At 62.5% G+C, this 18348-nt stretch carries 18 protein-coding genes; 13 read left to right on the top strand and 5 right to left on the bottom strand.

The features are described from left to right. The first annotated feature begins 20 nt into the window (after nucleotides 1–20). Nucleotides 21–245: a hypothetical protein gene (locus NKH60_RS05855; protein ID WP_023675341.1), complete on the top strand. Its 225-nt coding sequence runs from the start codon at nucleotides 21–23 to the stop codon at nucleotides 243–245. A 101-nt stretch (nucleotides 246–346) separates the two neighbouring features. Here the strand turns inward: NKH60_RS05855 and NKH60_RS05850 are convergent, their stop codons facing one another. Both NKH60_RS05850 and NKH60_RS05845 read right to left on the bottom strand, forming a co-directional pair. After that, on the bottom strand, nucleotides 347–586 hold the full coding sequence (locus NKH60_RS05850) for a DUF680 domain-containing protein (protein ID WP_352469490.1): 240 nt from the start codon (nucleotides 584–586) through the stop codon (nucleotides 347–349). 177 nt (nucleotides 587–763) lie between these two features. Next, nucleotides 764–1405: a TetR/AcrR family transcriptional regulator gene (locus NKH60_RS05845; protein ID WP_352850072.1), complete on the bottom strand. Its 642-nt coding sequence runs from the start codon at nucleotides 1403–1405 to the stop codon at nucleotides 764–766. A gap of 189 nt (nucleotides 1406–1594) precedes the next feature. Here NKH60_RS05845 and NKH60_RS05840 point away from each other — a divergent pair, with 189 nt between their 5' ends. After that, nucleotides 1595–2296: a hypothetical protein gene (locus NKH60_RS05840; protein ID WP_352469493.1), complete on the top strand. Its 702-nt coding sequence runs from the start codon at nucleotides 1595–1597 to the stop codon at nucleotides 2294–2296. Between the two features lie 41 nt (nucleotides 2297–2337). Here NKH60_RS05840 and NKH60_RS05835 read toward each other — a convergent pair whose 3' ends face one another. The 3 genes from NKH60_RS05835 to NKH60_RS05825 all read right to left on the bottom strand — a co-directional run bounded on the left by NKH60_RS05835 (nucleotide 2338) and on the right by NKH60_RS05825 (nucleotide 5019). Beyond that, nucleotides 2338–2832 (bottom strand): MaoC family dehydratase, encoded by a 495-nt coding sequence (locus tag NKH60_RS05835; protein ID WP_031211357.1) that lies wholly within the window; start codon nucleotides 2830–2832, stop codon nucleotides 2338–2340. Nucleotides 2833–2870: 38 nt separating this feature from the next. Continuing rightward, nucleotides 2871–3686: an SDR family oxidoreductase gene (locus NKH60_RS05830; protein ID WP_352832493.1), complete on the bottom strand. Its 816-nt coding sequence runs from the start codon at nucleotides 3684–3686 to the stop codon at nucleotides 2871–2873. Between the two features lie 505 nt (nucleotides 3687–4191). Then, nucleotides 4192–5019 (bottom strand): MurR/RpiR family transcriptional regulator, encoded by an 828-nt coding sequence (locus NKH60_RS05825; RefSeq protein ID WP_352832490.1) that lies wholly within the window; start codon nucleotides 5017–5019, stop codon nucleotides 4192–4194. Nucleotides 5020–5165: 146 nt separating this feature from the next. Here NKH60_RS05825 and NKH60_RS05820 point away from each other — a divergent pair, with 146 nt between their 5' ends. From NKH60_RS05820 to NKH60_RS05770, 11 genes are all read left to right on the top strand, one after another. After that, nucleotides 5166–5990, top strand: a complete 825-nt coding sequence (locus NKH60_RS05820; RefSeq protein WP_352818212.1) for an N-formylglutamate amidohydrolase — start codon at nucleotides 5166–5168, stop codon at nucleotides 5988–5990. Between the two features lie 22 nt (nucleotides 5991–6012). Further along, nucleotides 6013–7575 carry an amino acid permease gene (locus tag NKH60_RS05815; RefSeq protein WP_352612946.1) on the top strand — a complete coding sequence of 521 codons (1563 nt, stop codon included), beginning with the start codon at nucleotides 6013–6015 and terminating at the stop codon, nucleotides 7573–7575. Between the two features lie 100 nt (nucleotides 7576–7675). Then, entirely contained in the window at nucleotides 7676–9046 is a 1371-nt protein-coding gene (locus NKH60_RS05810) for a glutamine synthetase family protein (protein ID WP_352612944.1), read from the top strand. Between the two features lie 180 nt (nucleotides 9047–9226). After that, nucleotides 9227–10615: an aldehyde dehydrogenase family protein gene (locus NKH60_RS05805; protein WP_352612942.1), complete on the top strand. Its 1389-nt coding sequence runs from the start codon at nucleotides 9227–9229 to the stop codon at nucleotides 10613–10615. Between the two features lie 42 nt (nucleotides 10616–10657). Then, a complete protein-coding gene (locus NKH60_RS05800; protein WP_352767095.1) occupies nucleotides 10658–11143 on the top strand; it encodes a DUF2569 domain-containing protein in 486 nt (161 codons plus the stop codon). A 38-nt stretch (nucleotides 11144–11181) separates the two neighbouring features. Beyond that, nucleotides 11182–12354, top strand: coding sequence for an iron-containing alcohol dehydrogenase (locus tag NKH60_RS05795; RefSeq protein WP_352612939.1), 1173 nt, complete (start codon nucleotides 11182–11184; stop codon nucleotides 12352–12354). Between the two features lie 242 nt (nucleotides 12355–12596). Then, nucleotides 12597–13703, top strand: a complete 1107-nt coding sequence (locus NKH60_RS05790) for an ABC transporter substrate-binding protein (RefSeq protein ID WP_352539376.1) — start codon at nucleotides 12597–12599, stop codon at nucleotides 13701–13703. 64 nt (nucleotides 13704–13767) lie between these two features. Next, nucleotides 13768–14682 carry an ABC transporter permease gene (locus NKH60_RS05785; protein WP_023675356.1) on the top strand — a complete coding sequence of 305 codons (915 nt, stop codon included), beginning with the start codon at nucleotides 13768–13770 and terminating at the stop codon, nucleotides 14680–14682. Beyond that, nucleotides 14679–15470: an ABC transporter permease gene (locus NKH60_RS05780; RefSeq protein WP_352539375.1), complete on the top strand. Its 792-nt coding sequence runs from the start codon at nucleotides 14679–14681 to the stop codon at nucleotides 15468–15470. The genes NKH60_RS05785 and NKH60_RS05780 overlap by 4 nt, the downstream gene beginning before the upstream one ends. 23 nt (nucleotides 15471–15493) lie before the next feature. Then, complete coding sequence (locus tag NKH60_RS05775; protein ID WP_352612935.1) at nucleotides 15494–16558, top strand: ABC transporter ATP-binding protein; 1065 nt, start codon at nucleotides 15494–15496, stop codon at nucleotides 16556–16558. Nucleotides 16559–16734: 176 nt separating this feature from the next. Next, entirely contained in the window at nucleotides 16735–18285 is a 1551-nt protein-coding gene (locus NKH60_RS05770) for a cation:proton antiporter (protein WP_352539373.1), read from the top strand. Nucleotides 18286–18348: the final 63 nt, after the last annotated feature.

Below are 18348 nucleotides of genomic sequence, written 5' to 3'. Positions count from 1 at the left end.
CGAGCCGAGGGAGAACGCAAATGCCGCCGAACTCCGCGCCGAAGTCGCCGGTCAAGACGCCGGCCGTGCGCTCTTTCGAAGACGAGCAGCGCACTGGGACGGATATCGAAGAGGAACTCGAGGAAGGCCTCGAGGATACATTCCCGGCCAGCGATCCGGTATCGATCACCGGAACGGCCATTCCCGGCGCACCGGCAAGACCCGGCAAGCCCAAAAGCGTGGTGGGACAGAAGCGCAAGAAGTGATCTGCGCGGGGTGACAAAAAGCAGGGCTGAGGCAGCACGATGGGCGGCCGGTAATTGCTGCCGCCCTTTCGGTTCATCACCGCGTGTTGTCGCCCGTCGGCTCAGAAGCTGCTTGGCACGATCCACGGGTCGATGCCGATGCCGAGCCTCGGGCCCTTGCTGCCGGCCTTGTGGGCCGCGGCGTCCGCCTTTTCAAGCGATCCGGTCGGCGCGCAATCGAGCTTCACATCAGCCTTGGTGTCGATGCAGGCCGCTTCTTGCTTGCCTGTCTGACTGCTGCCGGCAAATGCGGCGCTAGAGAGCGCCAGCAGGGCGGCGAGCGTGAGGATTGCCTTCTTCATCGTCGGTCTCCGGTTCAGCTATTGAATTTCTCGTACTTGTACGGTATTGCGTACAGATACGCCCTGGACTCCCGATGTTCAAGCAGAATCGTACGCGTACGGAGAATTGCCGAACGCTCGGCGCTGTGGCGCGGATCGTTCGGAGAAGATCCTGCAGATCGGGAGGAGCGCCGCTCTTCAGCAGTTGACGGGCGGCGTGAGCGGCGCAATCTCGTGCGCGGCGATGGCTTCGAGCATGATGTCGCCGATCCGTGTGATGAACGTCGTCTGGTCGCCGAACGGGTAGAACGGGAAGGTGATCAGCAGCGAGATGGCGCCGTGGCCGACCGCCCACAGCATGGTGGCGATGGCGCGTGGATCGCCTTTGAGCCTGCCGGCGGCAACGCAGGCTTCGACCCTCTCGATCAGCACTTTCATCGCCGGGTTGCCGCCTTCCATCTCGGCAAAGGTCTTGCCGGTCGGCGGCTTGACTTTTTCGGTCATGAAGACGGTGCGGTACTCGTTGGGATTTTCCAGCCCGAAGGCGGCGTATTCGACAAGCACCGCCTTGAGCGCCTCGATCGGGTCGTCGGCCGTATGATTTGCGATGCGCCTGGCCAGGGTCTCGAAGGCATCCTCGGCCAGCGCGAACAGGATGTCCTGCTTGTCGGCGAAATAGGAATAGACCGACATCGGCGCATAGCCGACGCGCTTGGCGAGCTTGCGGATGGTGAGGCCGTCATAGCCTTCTTCCTGGACAAGCTTGCGCGCGGCGTCGACAAGTTCGGAACGCAGTTCGGCCTTTTGTTTTTCGCGGCGCTCCTGGACGCTTAGCTGCAACTTTCTACTGCCTTATGACTGATGCTGGATGCAGCATATATACGCTGTACGGCGTCGGGCAAGGGCGGTGTGAAGCAGAGGCTTGACCTCACAAAACGATGTAACCAGGCAATAAAGCCGGCAACATCGGACTGTTAGAGACAAAGACTAATTCGCGGCTCTGCAAAAATTTCGTTTCGGGAGGCCGTTATGACCGGAACTGAGCTTTCGTCCGGCGTGCCGGACGTGGACCCGCTTTCTCATCGCGCCAGGATGGCGCTCAGGCGCGTCGTCATGGTCGCATGGCTGGCGATCGCGCTCGGCTTCGCCATGGAAGCTCTCATTCTGACCGTCAGATTTGCGGCAGGTGCCTACCCGGCGACGACGCAGGTTCTGATCGAACTGGCGCAAGGCGTGACCTGGTCGTTCTTCGTCTGCGCGGGCGTCAGCCTCGGCACGGCGCTCACCAAGGTGCGAGCCTCGCTCGGTGGCCTGATCGGTGCGATTTCGGCGCCACTGGCGATGGGCATCGCCAAAGGGACGCAAAAGGTTATGGTCAGCGCGCTGGACGCGGCGGCAAAGCCGGCCATCCTGTCGCTCACGACGCTCGGTGTGCTGCGGGCGATCGAATACGGGCTGCTCGGCTGGGCACTGGCGTCGCTGGCATCGAAGGAAGAACCGCGTCCGCTCCATTTCGCGCTGGCAGGCGCCCTGATAGGCGCGGTATTCGGCGGCGGCATCACGGTGCTGACCATCGAGACGGCCGCGGCGAACGACGCTGCTCTCGCAATGCCGCAGGCGATCGCAACCGGCCTCAACGAGATCGTGTTCCCAATCGGTTGTTCACTGGTCGTCTACATTGCGCTGCAGGTCAGCCGCCACATGAAGTACGTCGCGGCCGAAGCCAAATAGATTTGGCACAGATAGATTCGGGCTTCTCAGCCCGACGAGAGTCAGACCGCTTCCGGCTGGCGTTCGATCAGCGTCAGCGTCAGCCAGCGCGCGGTCAGCGCCGGTTTCTTCGAGCCCTCGATCTCGATCGTCACGTCGTGCGCCGTCTGCACCCACCCCGACGGCCTGACCTTGACGTCGGCCAGCACGAAACGGGTGCGGATGCGCGAGCCGGTCTTCACCGGCGCCAGGAAGCGCAGCGAATCGAAGCCATGATTGACGCCCATCTTGCTGTTTTCCAGCGGCGGCATGGTTTCGAAGGTCATCGCCGACAACAGCGAAAGCGACAGGAAGCCATGCGCGATGGTGCCGCCGAACGGTGTTTCGCGGCTGGCGCGTTCCGGATCGCAATGGATGAACTGATGGTCGTCGGTGGCATCGGCGAACTGGTCGATCATGCGCTGGGTGACGACCCGCCATGGCGACACGCCGACTTCCTTGCCGACGTTGGCCAGAAGCACATCGAGACTGATCGGTTCCACGCTGATGTCCTCCATCTTCACCCCCGGCATTTCGTTGCCGGATGGCGTGCGTCTCATTCCTTGAACAATGTCAGCCCGTGTTGCACCGACTGCCCGCCATCGATCGGCAGGATGGCGCCGGTGACATAGCTGCCGGCCCGGCTGCACAAATAGAGCGTTGCGCCGGCAATGTCATCCGGTGCGCCGATGCGGCCGATCGGAACGTGGTTGCCGATGTGTCTTGCCTGGTCCTCGGTGCCGGTGGCGAAGGCCGTCATCCGGCTCTGGAAAGGGCCAGGCGCAAAGGCGTTGACGGTGATGCGGCGGGCGGCGAACTCGATTGCCAGGATGCGCGTCAGGTGGTGAACCGCGGCCTTCGAGGCCGAGTAGGAGTAGGCATCTTCGGCCAACGGCTGCGTGCCCATCACCGATCCGAGGTTGATCACCCGGGCCGGGTCGGCATCGCCGGCGGCCGCCTCGAGCAGAGGCAGCAATTCGCGCGTCAGGTGGAAGACCGCGCTGACGTTGACGCCGAACACCTTGGCCCAGGCATGGTAGGGAAAGCTTTCCAGCGGCGCGCCCCAGGAGATGCCGGCATTGTTGACCAGGATATGCAGCCGCTCGGTCCGCGCCCTGACCTCGGCCACAAGCGCCGCAATGCCGGCCTCGCTGGAGACGTCGCCGGCAAAACCTTCCGCCCGGCCGGATGCGCCAAGTCCGTTCAACTCGCCGGCAACCTTGGCGCAGTCCTCGCCCTTGCGCGAGGCAATCATCACCGAGGCGCCGGCCATGACCAGAGCGGTCGCCGCCATGCGGCCGATGCCGGTCGCGGCGCCGGTGACCAGCGCCGTCTTGCCGGCGACTGAGAACAGCTCGTCCAGATAGCTCATCGAATTCCTCCGCGCAGTTCACCGCGCTTTGGTTCAAGGAAGCGGCTTCACGTCGACAAGGTTAGCCGGACTTCGATCATGCTTGCCATGGGTAAAGTAGCTGGAGTGGGGCACGCTTAGCGGCTGAATGGTTAAGCCCGAAATGCAAGGTGGTCATTCGGCCGTGACATGGGTCGGATGAATGATGCGGCCGTGCCCGTTAGCGAGCACCTTGGTAAGCGGTTCATTTCGCACGTGAACCAGTCGTCATTACTCCTCCGCCCAAGCCGCAGGCGGGTCTTGAGGAGTTGGGAGGTGGCCGAGCAGTGGGGCGGGACTGATATTCGCAGTCGTGGACGGGGACTATGCTGTCGGGGGGAAGCCATGGGTAAGAAACAACGCACCGTCCTGCTGGCAGCGGTGGTTGCGACTGTCTTTGGCGTCCTTTTGCTGATCCTGATCCTGCAGATGATCAGTTTTCTAGTGGACTAGACCGAAGCGAAAGGCGTGCCTTTCCGGAGGAGCTCTACCGCAGGCTTTCCAGTTCGCGGATGCGTTTGGCGCCGTCGGCTTCGAGCTGCCTTGTGACCGCGCCGATCAGGGCTTCGGCAACGACGAAAAGCGCGGCGGATGAGTCCCAGGCCGAAGGCACGGCGGTGCGCCCGGCGATGACATGGCGGGCGAAGCGGGCGATCGGCGACAGCCACTGGTCGGTAAACAGCACGATCTGCACGCCGCGCTGGTTGGCCGTCTCGGCGAAACGGACCAAGCTGTCCTGGTAGCGCCTGATGTCGAAGATCACCAGCACGTCGCGCTTGCCCATGTCGATCAGTCGGTCGCGCCAGACGCTTTCCTGCCCGCCGAGGTGAAAAACGTTGGGCTGGATGATGGCGAGGTGGGCGGCCATGTAGCGCGCCAGCGGGTCGGTGAAGCGGCCGCCGATCAGGAATGTCTTGCCGCGCCGGTCGGCTAGCTTGGCGACGATGTCGGCAAGCTGTTTGTCCGAGAGATGCCGGAATGTCTCGCGCATGTTGTCGAGCGTCGCCTCCAGCATTGGCGAGACGGCGCTGGCGCCCTGCGATGGCGGATTGAGGGTGCGCGAAGCCGGCGACTGCAATTGCGCCGCCAGTTCGTCTTGCAGCGCCGACTGGAATTCCGGATAGTTCTGGAAGCCGAGCCGGGCGACGAAACGCAGGATCGTCGGCGATGATACGCCGGCCGTAGCCGAGAATTCGGCGACTGTCTTCAGCCCGATCAGCGGATAGCTGGCGATCAGCGCTTGCGCTGCGCGCCGCTCGCCGGCCGGCATGGTGCCGATACGGTCGGAGATCAGTTCGGCAATGCTCGAAACCATGCTTTTTCCCCACCCTGGCCGTGCCGTTAGCGCATTATCGAAATCGCGTTTGACAAAGCCGGCCAAACTGTATGAAATCATCCGCAGGGACGCAATGAGGCAAAATACGTAACATACGATACAGCGCTCCCCGGGGACAGCAGACAATGGAGACAGCACGGCCCGCCAGCCTTGCATCGCCTGAAACCGTAAGGGTGACGAACCCCGGCGGATCAAGCCCTTTCGTGCTGACCTGCGACCACGCCTCCAATTTCCTTCCACCGGAATTCGGAACGCTCGGCCTTGCCGCCGAGGAACTTTCCCGCCACATCGCCTGGGATCCCGGCGCCTTGCCGGTGGCGCGCCGCATGGCCGAGGCGCTCGATGCGACGCTGGTCGAGACCTGCATCTCGCGGCTCGTCATCGACTGCAACCGGCCGCTCGACGCGCCGGACCTGATAGTGACGGTCAGCGCCAGCGAAAAAACCGTGGTCCCGGCCAACCAGGGACTTTCGGCCGACCAGCGGGAGGCGCGCATCGCGCTGGCGTGGCGACCGTTTCACGAGCGGATCGCAACGGTCATCGACGAGCGCCTGGCGGCCGGGCGGGAGACCAGGCTGGTCTCGATCCATTCCTTCACGCCGCTCTACAAAGGCAAAAGCCGGCCCTGGCACATCGGCATCATCCACGACGAGGATCGCCGGCTGGCGGCGCCGCTGATCGCGACACTGAAGCGGCTTGCCGGCGTCAGCGTCGGCGTCAACGAACCCTATTCGCCGGCCGACCGGGTCTATTTCACGCTGGAACGCCATGCGCGCTCGCGCGGGCTGCCCTGCGCAATGATTGAAATCCGCAACGACGAGATCGCCGGCGCGGCCGGGCAGCGGAAATGGGCGGATCTGCTCACCGGTATTTTTCTCAATCTGGAGCCCGAAGCGGCCAAGGACTCCAGACCAAGCGCAGTCGGAAAGTCAGTTCAATCGGCCAGCTAAGAAACCAAAAGGGGACTTTAAAATGGTAGCACCGGGTTACAGCGAAGTTGACAAGAAGGAGGACCTGAAAGTTCTCCACGGAATGGGCTATGCTCAGGAACTGTCGCGAAGCATGAGCCGCTTCTCGAATTTCGCGATCTCGTTCTCGATCATCTGCATCCTCTCAGGCGGCATCAATTCCTTCGCGCAAGCGACGTCGTCCATCGGTGGCGCCGGCGCTGGCATCGGCTGGATCGTCGGGTGCATGGTTTCGGGATTTTTCGCGCTCGCCATGGCCCAGATCGCCTCTGCATTTCCGACCGCCGGCGGCCTCTATCACTGGGCATCCATCCTAGGGAACCGTTTCACTGGCTGGCTCACCGCATGGCTCAATCTGCTCGGCCTGATCACCGTGCTCGGCGCCATCAACATCGGTACTGCTTTCTTCTTCGTCGGCACTTTCGGCGGAGCCTTCGGCATGACTGGCACGCCTGGTGAGATCGTCGGGTTTGTCGCCTTCATCACCGTGTTGCAGGCGCTGCTCAATCATTTCGGCATCAAATTGACGGCTATGTTGACGGACGCCTCCGGCTTCCTGATCCTGGCAACGACAGCCGTGCTGATCGTCGCCTGCCTGATGTTTGCTCCAGCGATCGACATCACGCGGCTGTGGACGTTCACGAACTATTCGGGCGACGCGGGCGGCGGTGTTTTCCCGCAGTCCGATTCCATGACGTATCTCTTCCTGCTCTGCCTGCTGCTGCCGGTTTACACCATCACTGGCTATGACGCGTCGGCGCATACTTCGGAAGAAACGTTGAGGGCGGCGCACTCGGTTCCGCGGGCAATCGTTTCGTCCGTAGTCTGGTCGTCGCTGATCGGCTGGGTGATGCTGTGCGCGATCGTACTGGCGATTCCGGATCTGGCGGCCGGCGCCAAGCAGGGCTGGAGCGTGTTCTTCGCCACGATGGACGCGATCTTGCCGGCGTGGCTGAAGACACTGCTCTATCTGGGCATCCTGATCGCGCAGTTCCTCTGCGGTCTGGCAACGGTCACCTCTGCCTCGCGCATGCTTTTCGCCTTCTCGCGTGACGGCGGCATGCCGGTCGGCTCGGCCTCGCTAGCCAAGGTCAGCCCGACCTGGCGCACGCCGGTCAATGCGATTTGGACGGCTGCTGTGCTCGAGGTAATCTATGTCTTTCTTGCCCAGTTCATCTCGGTCGGCGGCACGAACATCTATACCATCGTCGTCAATTCGACATTGGTGTTCCTGTTTCTGTCCTTCATCATTCCGATCGTGCTCGGCATGATGGCTTTCGGAACGGAAAAATGGCCGAACCCCGGCCCATGGAACCTCGGCGCCGGCCTGTTCAAGCTGTTTTGCATCCTGTCGGTCATCGGCATGGCGATCATCTTCTACATCGCCATCCAGCCGCCGAACGACAAAGTGCTCTATATCACCTTGGGCTTCATTGTGCTGACCGCCGTGCTTTGGTTCGGTTTCGAGAACCGCCGCTTCCAGGGTCCGCCCATCGGCGACCAGATCGCAAAGCGCCAGGCGGCGATCAAGGCAGCCGAGATAGCTGTCGGCGAGGCCGGCGCCTGACGCTCTCTGATGAGCATGGCCGGCATCGTGCCGGCCATGGGTTTCCGTTTCCTTTTCAAAGTGACAAGCCCGAAACGACAAGCGCTGGAGTGCCAAAGGAATGGCCGGAAATTTCTCGTTCGATCAGTTGAAGCAAGCGGTCTCCGGCGGCGAGGTCGACACGGTGCTGGCCTGCATCGTCGACATGCAGGGGCGGCTCGCGGGAAAGCGGTTCCTGGCCCGCTATTTCGTCGATTCCGCGCATGACGAGACGCATGGCTGCAACTATCTCTTGGCCGCAGACATCGATATGGAACCGGTGCCCGGCTACAAGGCGGCGAGCTGGTCGAAGGGTTATGGCGATTTCGTCATGAAGCCGGACCTTGCGACGCTGCGGCGCGTTCCGTGGCTGGAGAAGACGGCGCTGGTGATCTGCGACGTGCTCGACCACCATACCCATGATGACCTGGCGCATTCGCCGCGCGCCATGCTGAAGAAGCAGGTCAAGCGGCTGCAGGATCGCGGCTATATCGGCTATTTCGCTTCCGAGCTCGAATTCTATCTGTTCAGCGAAACCTACGATTCCGCCCGCAAGAAGCACTGGCAGGGCCTCGAGACGGCATCGCCCTATATCGGCGACTACCAGATCGGCATCACCACCAAGGAAGAAGGCGTGATGCGCCGGCTGCGCAACGAGATGGAGGCGGCCGGCATCCCGATCGAGAATTCGAAGGGCGAGTGGGGGCCAGGCCAGGAGGAGATCAATGTCCGCTACGCCGAGGCGCTCGACATGGCCGACCGCCACGTCATCCTGAAGAACGGCGCCAAGGAAATCGCCGAGTCCGAAGGCAAGGCGATCTCGTTCATGGCCAAGTACAATTACGGGCTCGCCGGCAATTCCAGCCACATCCATAATTCGCTGTGGAGCGCCGACGGGAAGACGCCGTTGTTCTACGACAAAAATGCCGAGTGGACGCTGTCGACGCTCGGCCAGCAATGGGCGGCCGGGCAGCTCAAATATGCCAAGGAATTCACCTGGTTCCTCGCGCCCTACATCAACTCTTACAAGCGCTTCCAGGCCGGCACCTTTGCGCCGACCAAGATCATGTGGAGCGAGGACAACCGCACCGCCGGTTTCCGTCTTTGCGGCGAGGGCACCAAGGGCATCCGCATGGAATGCCGCATCGGCGGCGCCGATTTGAACCCCTATCTGGCTTTCGCCGCGCTGATCGCGGCCGGGCTTGCCGGCATCGATGAAAAGCTTGAACTGCAGAAGCCCTTCGTCGGTGATGCCTACCAGGCCTCGCAGCTGCCTGAAATTCCAAAGACATTGCGCGACGCCACCGCGACGCTGGCGGAATCGAAAATGCTGAGGCAAGCGCTCGGCGACGATGTGCTGGAACATTACGTCCACACGGCACACTGGGAACAGTTCGAGTACGACCGCCGGATTACGGACTGGGAACTGCACAGGGGGTTCGAGCGGTATTGAATAATCTGGCAACGTTGGCGCCGCTCCTCACCCTCAGCCTCTCCCGTGAAGAACGGGGGAGAGGCGGCCCGGCGCTGAGCTTGTCCCTTCTCCCCGTCAGTATACGGGAAAAGGTGCCGGCAGGCGGATGAGGGGCGGCGCTAACCAACGACATTATTGTAGAATGCGAGGACCCAAGGCATGACCGAAACGGTCAAGATGAAATCCCCCGTCGACGGTTCGATCTATGCCGAACGGCCTCTTGCCACCGACCAGGCGATCGGTGCCGCGGTCGAACGTGCCAAGGCGGCGCAGGAGAAGTGGGCTGAGACGCCGGTCATCGAGCGCGGCAAATACATGCTTGCCATGCTGGAAGCGCTGGTCGCCATGACCGACGAGATCGTGCCGGAGATCGCCTGGCAGATGGGCCGGCCGGTGCGCTATGGCGGCGAGTTCGGCGGCGTCAGGGAACGCGTCAGCTACATGGTCGAGATCGCCGAGGCGGCCCTGAAGCCGGTCATGGCCTCCAATCCGAAGGACGGCTTTCGCCGCTATGTGAAGAAGGTGCCACTCGGCGTCGTCATGGTGATCGCGCCGTGGAACTATCCCTATCTCACCGCCGTCAACACCATCGTGCCGGCGCTGATGGCGGGCAGCGCTGTCATCCTCAAGCATGCGGCACAGACATTGTTGGTCGGCGAGCGGTTTCAGCAGGCGTTTGATAAGGCCGGCCTGCCCAAGGGCCTGTTCCAGAACCTCGTCCTGAACCACGCGCAGACCGAAAGGCTGCTCGGCTCCGGCAAGATCGACCATGTCAACTTCACCGGCTCGGTCGCCGGCGGCCGCGCCATCGAGAAGGCGGCGGCGGGCACCTTCATGACGCTCGGCCTCGAACTCGGCGGCAAGGATCCGGCCTATGTGCTGCCGGACGCAAAGATGGACCATGCCGTTGCCAATCTGGTCGACGGCGCTTTCTACAATTCCGGCCAGTGCTGCTGCGGCATCGAGCGCGTCTATGTGCATGAGACGGTCTACGATGAATTCGTCGAGGGCTTCATTGCCGAGACCAGGAACTACGTCGTCGGCAATCCGCTCGACCAGGCGACCACCATGGGGCCGATGGCGCAGGCGCGCTTCGCCGACCTGATCCGCGAGCAGAAGGCCGAGGCGTTGCGCAAGGGCGCCAAGGCGCACATCGATATGAAGGTGGCCAACGACAGGCAAGGTTCGCCCTATCTGGCGCCGGAAGTGCTGACCCAGGTCGACCACCAGATGAGCGTCATGCGCGAGGAAAGCTTTGGCCCGATCGTCGGCATCATGAAGGTGCGCAACGACGAGGAGGCGATCGCGCTGATGAACGACAGCCCCTATGGGCTGACGGCCTCGATCTGGACGCGCGACATTGAGCATGCGGCGGCGATCGGCGATCGTGTCGAGACCGGCACCGTGTTCATGAACCGCTGCGACTATCTCGACCCGGCGCTGGTCTGGACCGGCGTCAAGGACACCGGCAAGGGCGCGGCACTGTCGGCCATCGGCTACGACAATCTGACCAGGCCGAAATCATACCATCTGCGCGAGGTGATCTAAGGTGGCGATCGACAGGCATGCGATCGCTGTTGAGGGGGAGTAATGGCGGATACACAACAATCGGCGCTGCCAGATGGTGAGGGTCCCGAGGGTATCGGCGGATGGCTTGTCCTGCCGATGCTCGGGTTGATGCTCACGCCGATACTGGGGTTGGTACAACTGCACAATACCGACTATCTCGGCTTCGACTGGCAGGCCTTCAGTTTTTCTCAAGGTGCGCTGCTCGTTGCCGAACTGGTGACAGCAGGCGTTCTAAGCCTTACAGCCCCGGTCCTGTTATTGTTCTTCATGTTCAAGCGCTGGGAGATATTCCCGGGCTGGTACATGATTTGGGCAGTCGCGATGCCGGTATATGCCATCCTCGACCCATGGGCCGCGCATCTGGTTTTTCGCGAGAGCTTTCCAACCTTGGCTGATGCGTTCGACAGCGAAACGATGCGCGGAATTTACCGTTCCGTCTGGGCCGCAGCCATCTGGATTCCGTACATGATGCGGTCAGACCGTGTGGCCAATACCTTTGTGAATTGACGACATCCGAGAGCACGAAAGCAGTCAAGAAGGTCGAAATGACAAAACTCGTTTCCAAATGGAATTACCCGACGACCGTCCGCTTCGGCGCCGGACGCATCAAGGAGCTGCCGGAGGTGCTGGCGGCGACCGGCATCAAGCGGCCGCTGTTCGTCACCGATCCGGGACTGGCCAGGCTGCCGGTGGTGGCCTCGACGCTGAAGATCCTCGACGACGCCACGGTGCCCTATGGCGTATTTTCCGAGGTCAAGCCGAACCCGGTGGATTCCAACCTGACCGCCGGCATTGCCGTGTTCAAGAAGGGCAAGCATGACGGCGTCATTGCCTTTGGCGGCGGCTCGGCGCTCGACCTCGGCAAGCTGATCGCCTTCCAGGCCGGGCAGACACGGCCGGTCTGGGATTTCGAGGACGTCGGCGACTGGTGGACACGCGCCGATGCCGATGCGATCGCGCCGATCATCGCCGTGCCGACCACCGCCGGCACCGGCTCGGAAGTCGGCCGCGCCGGCGTCATCACCAATGAAGCGACCCATACCAAGAAGGTCATCTTCCATCCAAAGCTCTTGCCGGCGATCGTCATTGCCGATCCGGAGCTGTCGGTCGGGATGCCGGGCTTCATCACCGCCGGCACCGGCATGGATGCGCTCGCTCACTGTCTCGAAGCCTATTGCGCGCCGGGCTATCACCCAATGGCCGACGGCATCGCCGTGGAAGGCATAAGGCTGGTCTTCGAAAACCTGCCGAAAGCCTATGCCAACGGCAAGGATCTGGTCGCCCGCGCCAACATGATGAGCGCCGCTGCCATGGGAGCGGCCGCCTTCCAGAAAGGGCTTGGAGCGATTCATTCGCTGTCGCATCCGATCGGCGCGCTCTACGATAGCCACCACGGCATGACCAACGCCGTGTTCATGCCCTACGTGCTGGCCTTCAACCGCGAGGCGATCGAGCCGCGCATCGCCCGGCTTGCCGCCTATTGCGGCATCAAGGGCGGCTTCGACGGTTTTGCCAAGGCGATCATCAAGCTGCGCAAGGAGCTCAAGGTGCCGCATGCGCTGCCCGGCCTGATCAAGGGGCTCGACATGGACAAGAAGCGTAAGGGCCTGATTGCCGACATGGCGGTGGTCGATCCGACCGCCGGCGGCAACCCGGTCAAGCTGACCAAGAAGGCGGCGCTGACGCTGCTCGAAAACGCCATCGCCGGCACCGTCTGAGACAATTTTCGCATCGGAAATCGACTTGAGAAAAGAGGCAAAGGAAAGGGGGAAAGATGAAAGGCAAGATCGAAACTAGTTAGCCGGAAAAAGAATCGCGAAGCGATTGCTACAGCCGGTTAAAAAGAGTTTACTTTTTCATACTGCGGGGCATCGCTTTCACAAAGCTTTCATCTGGCTGTCACACGAAAACGATACCGCATCGCAGGCGTCCAACGGCGTCAGTTCAACGGAGAGAACACATGTTCAAATTCACGGGAAAACTGCTTTCCCTTTCGGCCGTCGCCCTGATGGCGACCTCTGCCATCTCGTCGGCCCAGTCCATGGATGAACTGGTCGCCGCAGCCAAAGCTGAAGGCCAGCTCACCACCATCGCGCTGCCGCATGACTGGTGCGGCTACGGCGCGGTCATCGACGGCTTCAAGGCAAAATATCCGGGGATCACCGTCAACGAGCTCAACCCCGATGCCGGCTCCGGCGACGAGGTCGAGGCGATCAAGGCCAACAAGGACAACAAGGGCCCGCAAGCGCCCGACGTCATCGACGTCGGCCTGAGCTTCGGCCCGACCGCCAAGAAGGATGGCCTGATCCAGGCTTATAAAGTATCAACCTGGGACTCGATCCCGGACAGCGCCAAGGATGCCGAAGGCTTTTGGACCGGCGACTATTACGGCGTGCTTTCGTTTCTGGTGAACAAGGACCTGGTCAAGGAAGCGCCGGCCGACTGGGCCGACTTGCTGAAGCCGGAATTCGCCAATACCGTGGCGCTCGCCGGCGACCCGCGTGCTTCGAACCAGGCCATCCAGGCAGTCTATGCCGCCGGGCTTTCCGGCGGTGCGGCTGCCGGCGAAGCCGCCGGCACGGCTGGTCTCGACTTCTTCAAGAAGCTCAACGCCGCCGGCAATTTCGTGCCGGTCATCGGCAAGCCCGCGACGCTTGCTCAAGGCCAGACGCCAATCCTGGTAACCTGGGATTACAACGCGCTTGCCGGCCGTGATACGCTGAAGGGCAATCCGCCGGTCGACGTCGTCGTGCCGAAGACCGGTGTCGTCGCCGGCGTCTATGTTCAGGCGATCAGCGCCTATGCGCCGCACCCGAATGCTGCCAAGCTGTGGCTGGAATATCTCTATTCCGACGAAGGCCAGGTCGGCTGGCTGAAGGGCTATTGTCACCCGATCCGCTTCAACGACCTCGCCAAGAATGGCAAGCTCCCGGCTGACGTGATGGCCAAGCTGCCGCCGGCCGAGTCCTATGCAGCCGCGGTGTTCCCGACGCTCGACGAGCAGGGCAAGGCCAAGGAAGCCATCACCAAGAACTGGGATGCCGTCGTCGGCGCCAACGTCAAGTAAGACTTGAGATCAGCCGGGCGGCTTAGATGGCCGCCCGGCATACCTCCAGGACGGTAGCCGGCGCATGACCGATATCTCGTTGTCCGATCACGCTGTTGCCGGGAAGACCGCGCCTCCTGCCGACGCCCGCAGCATGCGGCTGCCGACGCAATGGCTTGGCGTTGCGCCTTTCTTCATCTTCGCCATCATGTTCCTGATCCTGCCGACGCTCTATCTGATGCTGGGCGCATTCCGGAACGATGCCGGCGAATTCACTTTCGAAAACATAGCGGCCTTGGCGCAGCCGTCGATCGTTGCCGCCTACTGGATCTCAATCAAGGTCAGCCTCGCCTCGTCGCTGATCGGTGCTTTCGCGGGACTTGCCATTGCCATCGCCATCGTGCGCGGCGGGCTGCCGGAGTGGATACGCTCGGCGACACTGACCTTTTCCGGCGTGGCCTCCAATTTTGCCGGCGTGCCGCTGGCCTTCGCCTTTCTCGCGACGCTCGGCCGGCTCGGGCTCGCCACGGTGCTGCTCAACGTCTTGGTCGGCTTCAACATTTATGCCCATGGTTTCAACATCCTGTCGTTCTGGGGCCTGACGCTGACCTATGTCTATTTCCAGATCCCGCTGATGGTGGTGATCATCGTGCCGGCGATCGATGGGCTGAAGAAGGAATGGGGCGAAGCGGCGGCAACGCTTGGCGCGACCCAGGCGCAGTTCTGGCGCATGGTCGTCATTCCGGTGATCTGGCCAAGTTTCCTCGGCACCGTCATCCTCTTGTTCGCCAACGCCTTCGGTGCCATCGCCACCGCTTACGCTCTGACCGGCTCCTCGCTTAACATCGTCCCTATCCTGCTCTACGCGCAGATCCGCGGTGACGTGCTGCACAATGCCCATCTCGGCTACGCCATCGCCTTTGGCATGATCGTCATCACTGGGCTGGCCAATGTCTTCTACATCTGGTTCCGGACGCGCTCTGAGAGGTGGCTCAAATGAAGTCCGGCAGATTCTGGGCCTGGATCGTCTTCGCGCTGGGCGCGGCCTATTTCTTCATTCCGCTGATCGCGACCGTGGAATTCTCCATGCGCATGCGGCGCGGCGCGTATTCCTTCGATGCCTATCAGGTCGTGCTCGGCGATCCCCGCTTCCAGGCGACCTTCATCTATTCGGTGGTCGCCGCCATCTTCACCATCGTCCTTGGCGTGCTGGTGGTGGTGCCGGCGGCGTACTGGATTCGTCTGCGGCTGCCGCAGATCAGGCCCGTCGTCGAGTTCATCACGCTGCTGCCGCTGGTCATTCCGGCCATCGTTATCGTCTTCGGCTACATCAGAATGTACGGGTCGAACTCACCGCTGCCGTTCCTGGCCAGCGAGACAGGAGCCAATGCCTTGCTGGTCATCGGTTATGCGACACTGGCGCTGCCCTATATGTATCGTGCCGTCGACACCGGGCTTCGCACAATCGACGTACGGACACTGACCGAGGCGGCGCAGATCCTCGGCGCCGGCTGGGGCACGATCATCACTCGGGTCATCCTGCCCAACGTGCTGATCGCGGTGCTGTCGGGCGCCTTCCTGACCTTCGCCATCGTCATCGGCGAATTCACCATGGCCAGCCTGCTCAACCGGCCTGCTTTCGGACCCTATCTGCAGAACGTCGGCGCCAATCGCGCCTATGAGCCGGCGGCGCTTGCCATCATCGCCTTTGCCATTACCTGGGGCTGCATGTCGCTGATCCAGATCCTGTCGCGCTTCGCTCCGCGATCGGCGAACAGCCCGAACTGATCGAAAAGCCGAAAGAAAAAGCCATGGCCGAGCCATTCCTCTCAATCCAGCAGGTGCGAAAATCCTTCGGCGCCGCCATTGTGGTGCAGGATTTCAACCTCGACGTCGAGCCGGGCGAATTCGTCTCCTTCCTTGGCCCGTCGGGCTGCGGCAAGACGACGGTGCTGCGCATGGTCGCCGGTTTCGAGGAGCCATCCGCCGGCAAGATTGTCGTGGCCGGCAAGGACGTCACCCGGCTCAAGCCCAACCAGCGCAACATCGGCATGGTGTTCCAGGCCTATGCGCTGTTTCCGAACCTCACCGTGGCGCAGAATATCGGCTTCGGGCTGAAGGTCGCCGGTATGCCGAAGGCCGATGCCGACAGGCGCGTTGCCGAGATGCTCGACATCATCAAGCTGCCGCAGATGGGCGACCGCTATCCCTACCAACTGTCCGGCGGCCAGCAGCAGCGCATCGCGCTGGCGCGGGCGATTGCGCCCAAGCCGAAACTGCTGCTGCTCGACGAGCCGCTGTCGGCGCTCGATGCCAAGGTGCGCGTGTCGCTGCGCGAGGAAATCCGCTCGATCCAGAAGAAGCTCGGCATCACCACCATCTTCGTCACCCACGACCAGGAAGAGGCGCTGTCGATCTCCGACCGCATCGCCGTCATGTATGGCGGCAAGGCCGAGCAGGTCGGCACGCCGTTCGAGATCTACAACCGGCCGGCAACCAAATTCGTCGCCAATTTCGTCGGCACGCTGAACGTGCTCGAAGGCACGGTCACCGACGCCGCTTCGGGCAAGGTGCGCGTCAACTCGCAAGAGGTCTCGCTCAAGGGCAAGCTCAACGGCTCGAAATCCGGCGACACGCTGTCGCTGGCGTTGCGGCCCGAGGCGATCTCGCTCGGCCGACACCCCGGTCGCGATTCCAGCCTTTGGGGCGAAATCGCCGAGGTGCATTTCCTCGGCTCGGTCATCCGGGTTCGCGTCGGCATCGGCGGCAGCACGGTCTCGCTCGACACGTTCAACAGTCCGGCCACACCGCCGCCGGCCGTCGGCGAAAAGGCCGAGATTTCGTTCTCGTCGGGCGACATGCTGGTGCTGCATTAGGAGAAGAGTGAATAGTGAACAGTGAATAGTAAGAATGCGCTTTACGCGCCGAAATTCCTCTGCACGCAGCCATTCACCATTCACCATTCACCATTCACCATTCACCATTCACCAGCAGCCAAAGCCGTCGTCGTTTTTGCAGTGCCAATCGCCCGGCTTCACCGCTACGATAAGGCATGGCGCTTTTTGAACTCACCCTTGTCCTGCTTCTCATCGCGGTCGCCCTGACCGCGTTGTCGCGGCGTCTGCAGATTCCCTATCCGTCATTGCTGGCGCTGGCCGGCGCCGGCATCGCCTTCCTGCCGTTTGCCCCGACCATCGAGATCGACCCGGGGCTGGCGCTCGCTCTGTTCATCGCGCCGGTTCTGCTCGACGCGGCCTATGACACGTCGCTGCGCGATCTCAACCGCTACAAGGTTTCGCTCATCCTGCTGGCGCTTGGCGCCGTCATCTTCACCACCGTGACGGTCGCGCTGGTCGGCTGGACGATGGCAGGCTTGCCCATCGCCGCCGCCATAGCGCTCGGCGCGATCGTAGCGCCGCCCGATGCGGTGGCGGCGGCGGCCGTGCTCGGACAGTTCAAGGTGCCGCACCGCATCACCGCCATCCTGGAAGGCGAGAGCCTTCTCAACGACGCCACGGCGCTGCTGATCTACAGGATGTCGGTTTCCGCAGCCGCCGGCACCATCCTGTTGAGCAGTGCCGTTCCAATGATCCTGCTGTCGACGGTCGGCAGCCTTGCCGCAGGCTATGTGCTCGGCCGGTTGTCTCTCGCCATACTCGGCCGCATCGACGACCCGGCGAGCGGCACCGTGGTGCAATTCGCCTCAACCTTCGGCGTCTGGATCCTGGCCGACAGGATAGGGCTTTCCGCCATCATCACGATCGTCGTCTACGCCATGACGATCGCACGTACATCGCCGCGCCGCATGCCGGCAAGGAATCGTGTCAGTTCCTACTCGGTCTGGGAGACGGCGGTGTTCGTGCTCAACGTGCTGGCCTTCGTTCTGATGGGCCTGCAAGCGCGGTCCATCGTCGGCCGACTTGCCGAGCAAGGACAAAGCGAGGCGTTCGTCTTTGCCCTGGCTGTGCTGGCCGTCGTCATCGTATCGCGGCTCGTCTGGGTTCTGGGCTGCGGCGCGATCCTCAGAGCGCTGGCACGTCTGGGCGACGAGGACAGGCGGAAGGACGCACCGACATTCCGCGGCGGCGTGCTCATCGGCTGGTGCGGCATGCGCGGCCTGGTGACGCTTGCGGCAGCCTTCGCCTTGCCGGCCGACTTTCCGGGCCGTGATCCGATCGTGCTCGCCGCTTTCACGGTCGTGCTCGGCACATTGGTGCTGCAAGGCGTCAGCCTGAAACCGTTGCTGCTTCTGCTCAATCTCGACCTCGACCGGACGGTCGACCGGGAGGTGGCGCAGGCGCGCGTCGCCATCATGCAGGCGGCGCTGGACGTGCTCAGCGGCAAGACATCGAGCGCGGCCGGGGCGGTGCGAGAGCAATATGCCGCCCAGCGCGCCATCGCCGAAAACCCCGAGGATGCCCAGGCGGCGACCGAGTATGACAGATTGCGTCTCTACGCCATCAAGAGCCAGCGCGATGCGCTGGAGCGTTTGCGCATCGACGGAACGATCGGCGACGAAGCCTACCACCGCCTTGAGGAAGAAATCGACTGGTCGGAACTGGCAGCATCCCCGCCCGGTCGGTTCCAGCCGCTGACCACTTAGCATCTGGCCCAAGCTCCCTCCGCCCGGCTGCACATTGCAAGGCTGTCAGCGAACGGCTACTGC

It is taken from the genome of Mesorhizobium sp. M1006 (assembly GCF_040318825.1).
Taxonomy (GTDB): domain Bacteria; phylum Pseudomonadota; class Alphaproteobacteria; order Rhizobiales; family Rhizobiaceae; genus Mesorhizobium.
Note: the sequence above shows the minus strand (reverse complement) of the source record. Positions and strands in the feature narration are given on the sequence as shown.

What these genes read in the sequence shown, in the direction of transcription:
- NKH60_RS05775 (WP_352612935.1), top strand. Translation starts at nt 15,494, where the DNA reads ATGGCCGAGCCATTCCTCTCAATCCAGCAGGTGCGAAAATCCTTCGGC.
- NKH60_RS05855 (WP_023675341.1), top strand. Translation starts at nt 21, where the DNA reads ATGCCGCCGAACTCCGCGCCGAAGTCGCCGGTCAAGACGCCGGCCGTG.
- NKH60_RS05800 (WP_352767095.1), top strand. Translation starts at nt 10,658, where the DNA reads ATGGCGGATACACAACAATCGGCGCTGCCAGATGGTGAGGGTCCCGAG.
- NKH60_RS05795 (WP_352612939.1), top strand. Translation starts at nt 11,182, where the DNA reads ATGACAAAACTCGTTTCCAAATGGAATTACCCGACGACCGTCCGCTTC.
- NKH60_RS05815 (WP_352612946.1), top strand. Translation starts at nt 6,013, where the DNA reads ATGGTAGCACCGGGTTACAGCGAAGTTGACAAGAAGGAGGACCTGAAA.
- NKH60_RS05830 (WP_352832493.1), bottom strand. Translation starts at nt 3,686, where the DNA reads ATGAGCTATCTGGACGAGCTGTTCTCAGTCGCCGGCAAGACGGCGCTG.
- NKH60_RS05850 (WP_352469490.1), bottom strand. Translation starts at nt 586, where the DNA reads ATGAAGAAGGCAATCCTCACGCTCGCCGCCCTGCTGGCGCTCTCTAGC.
- NKH60_RS05770 (WP_352539373.1), top strand. Translation starts at nt 16,735, where the DNA reads ATGGCGCTTTTTGAACTCACCCTTGTCCTGCTTCTCATCGCGGTCGCC.
- NKH60_RS05780 (WP_352539375.1), top strand. Translation starts at nt 14,679, where the DNA reads ATGAAGTCCGGCAGATTCTGGGCCTGGATCGTCTTCGCGCTGGGCGCG.
- NKH60_RS05835 (WP_031211357.1), bottom strand. Translation starts at nt 2,832, where the DNA reads ATGGAGGACATCAGCGTGGAACCGATCAGTCTCGATGTGCTTCTGGCC.
- NKH60_RS05825 (WP_352832490.1), bottom strand. Translation starts at nt 5,019, where the DNA reads ATGGTTTCGAGCATTGCCGAACTGATCTCCGACCGTATCGGCACCATG.
- NKH60_RS05785 (WP_023675356.1), top strand. Translation starts at nt 13,768, where the DNA reads ATGACCGATATCTCGTTGTCCGATCACGCTGTTGCCGGGAAGACCGCG.
- NKH60_RS05840 (WP_352469493.1), top strand. Translation starts at nt 1,595, where the DNA reads ATGACCGGAACTGAGCTTTCGTCCGGCGTGCCGGACGTGGACCCGCTT.
- NKH60_RS05790 (WP_352539376.1), top strand. Translation starts at nt 12,597, where the DNA reads ATGTTCAAATTCACGGGAAAACTGCTTTCCCTTTCGGCCGTCGCCCTG.
- NKH60_RS05820 (WP_352818212.1), top strand. Translation starts at nt 5,166, where the DNA reads ATGGAGACAGCACGGCCCGCCAGCCTTGCATCGCCTGAAACCGTAAGG.
- NKH60_RS05810 (WP_352612944.1), top strand. Translation starts at nt 7,676, where the DNA reads ATGGCCGGAAATTTCTCGTTCGATCAGTTGAAGCAAGCGGTCTCCGGC.
- NKH60_RS05805 (WP_352612942.1), top strand. Translation starts at nt 9,227, where the DNA reads ATGACCGAAACGGTCAAGATGAAATCCCCCGTCGACGGTTCGATCTAT.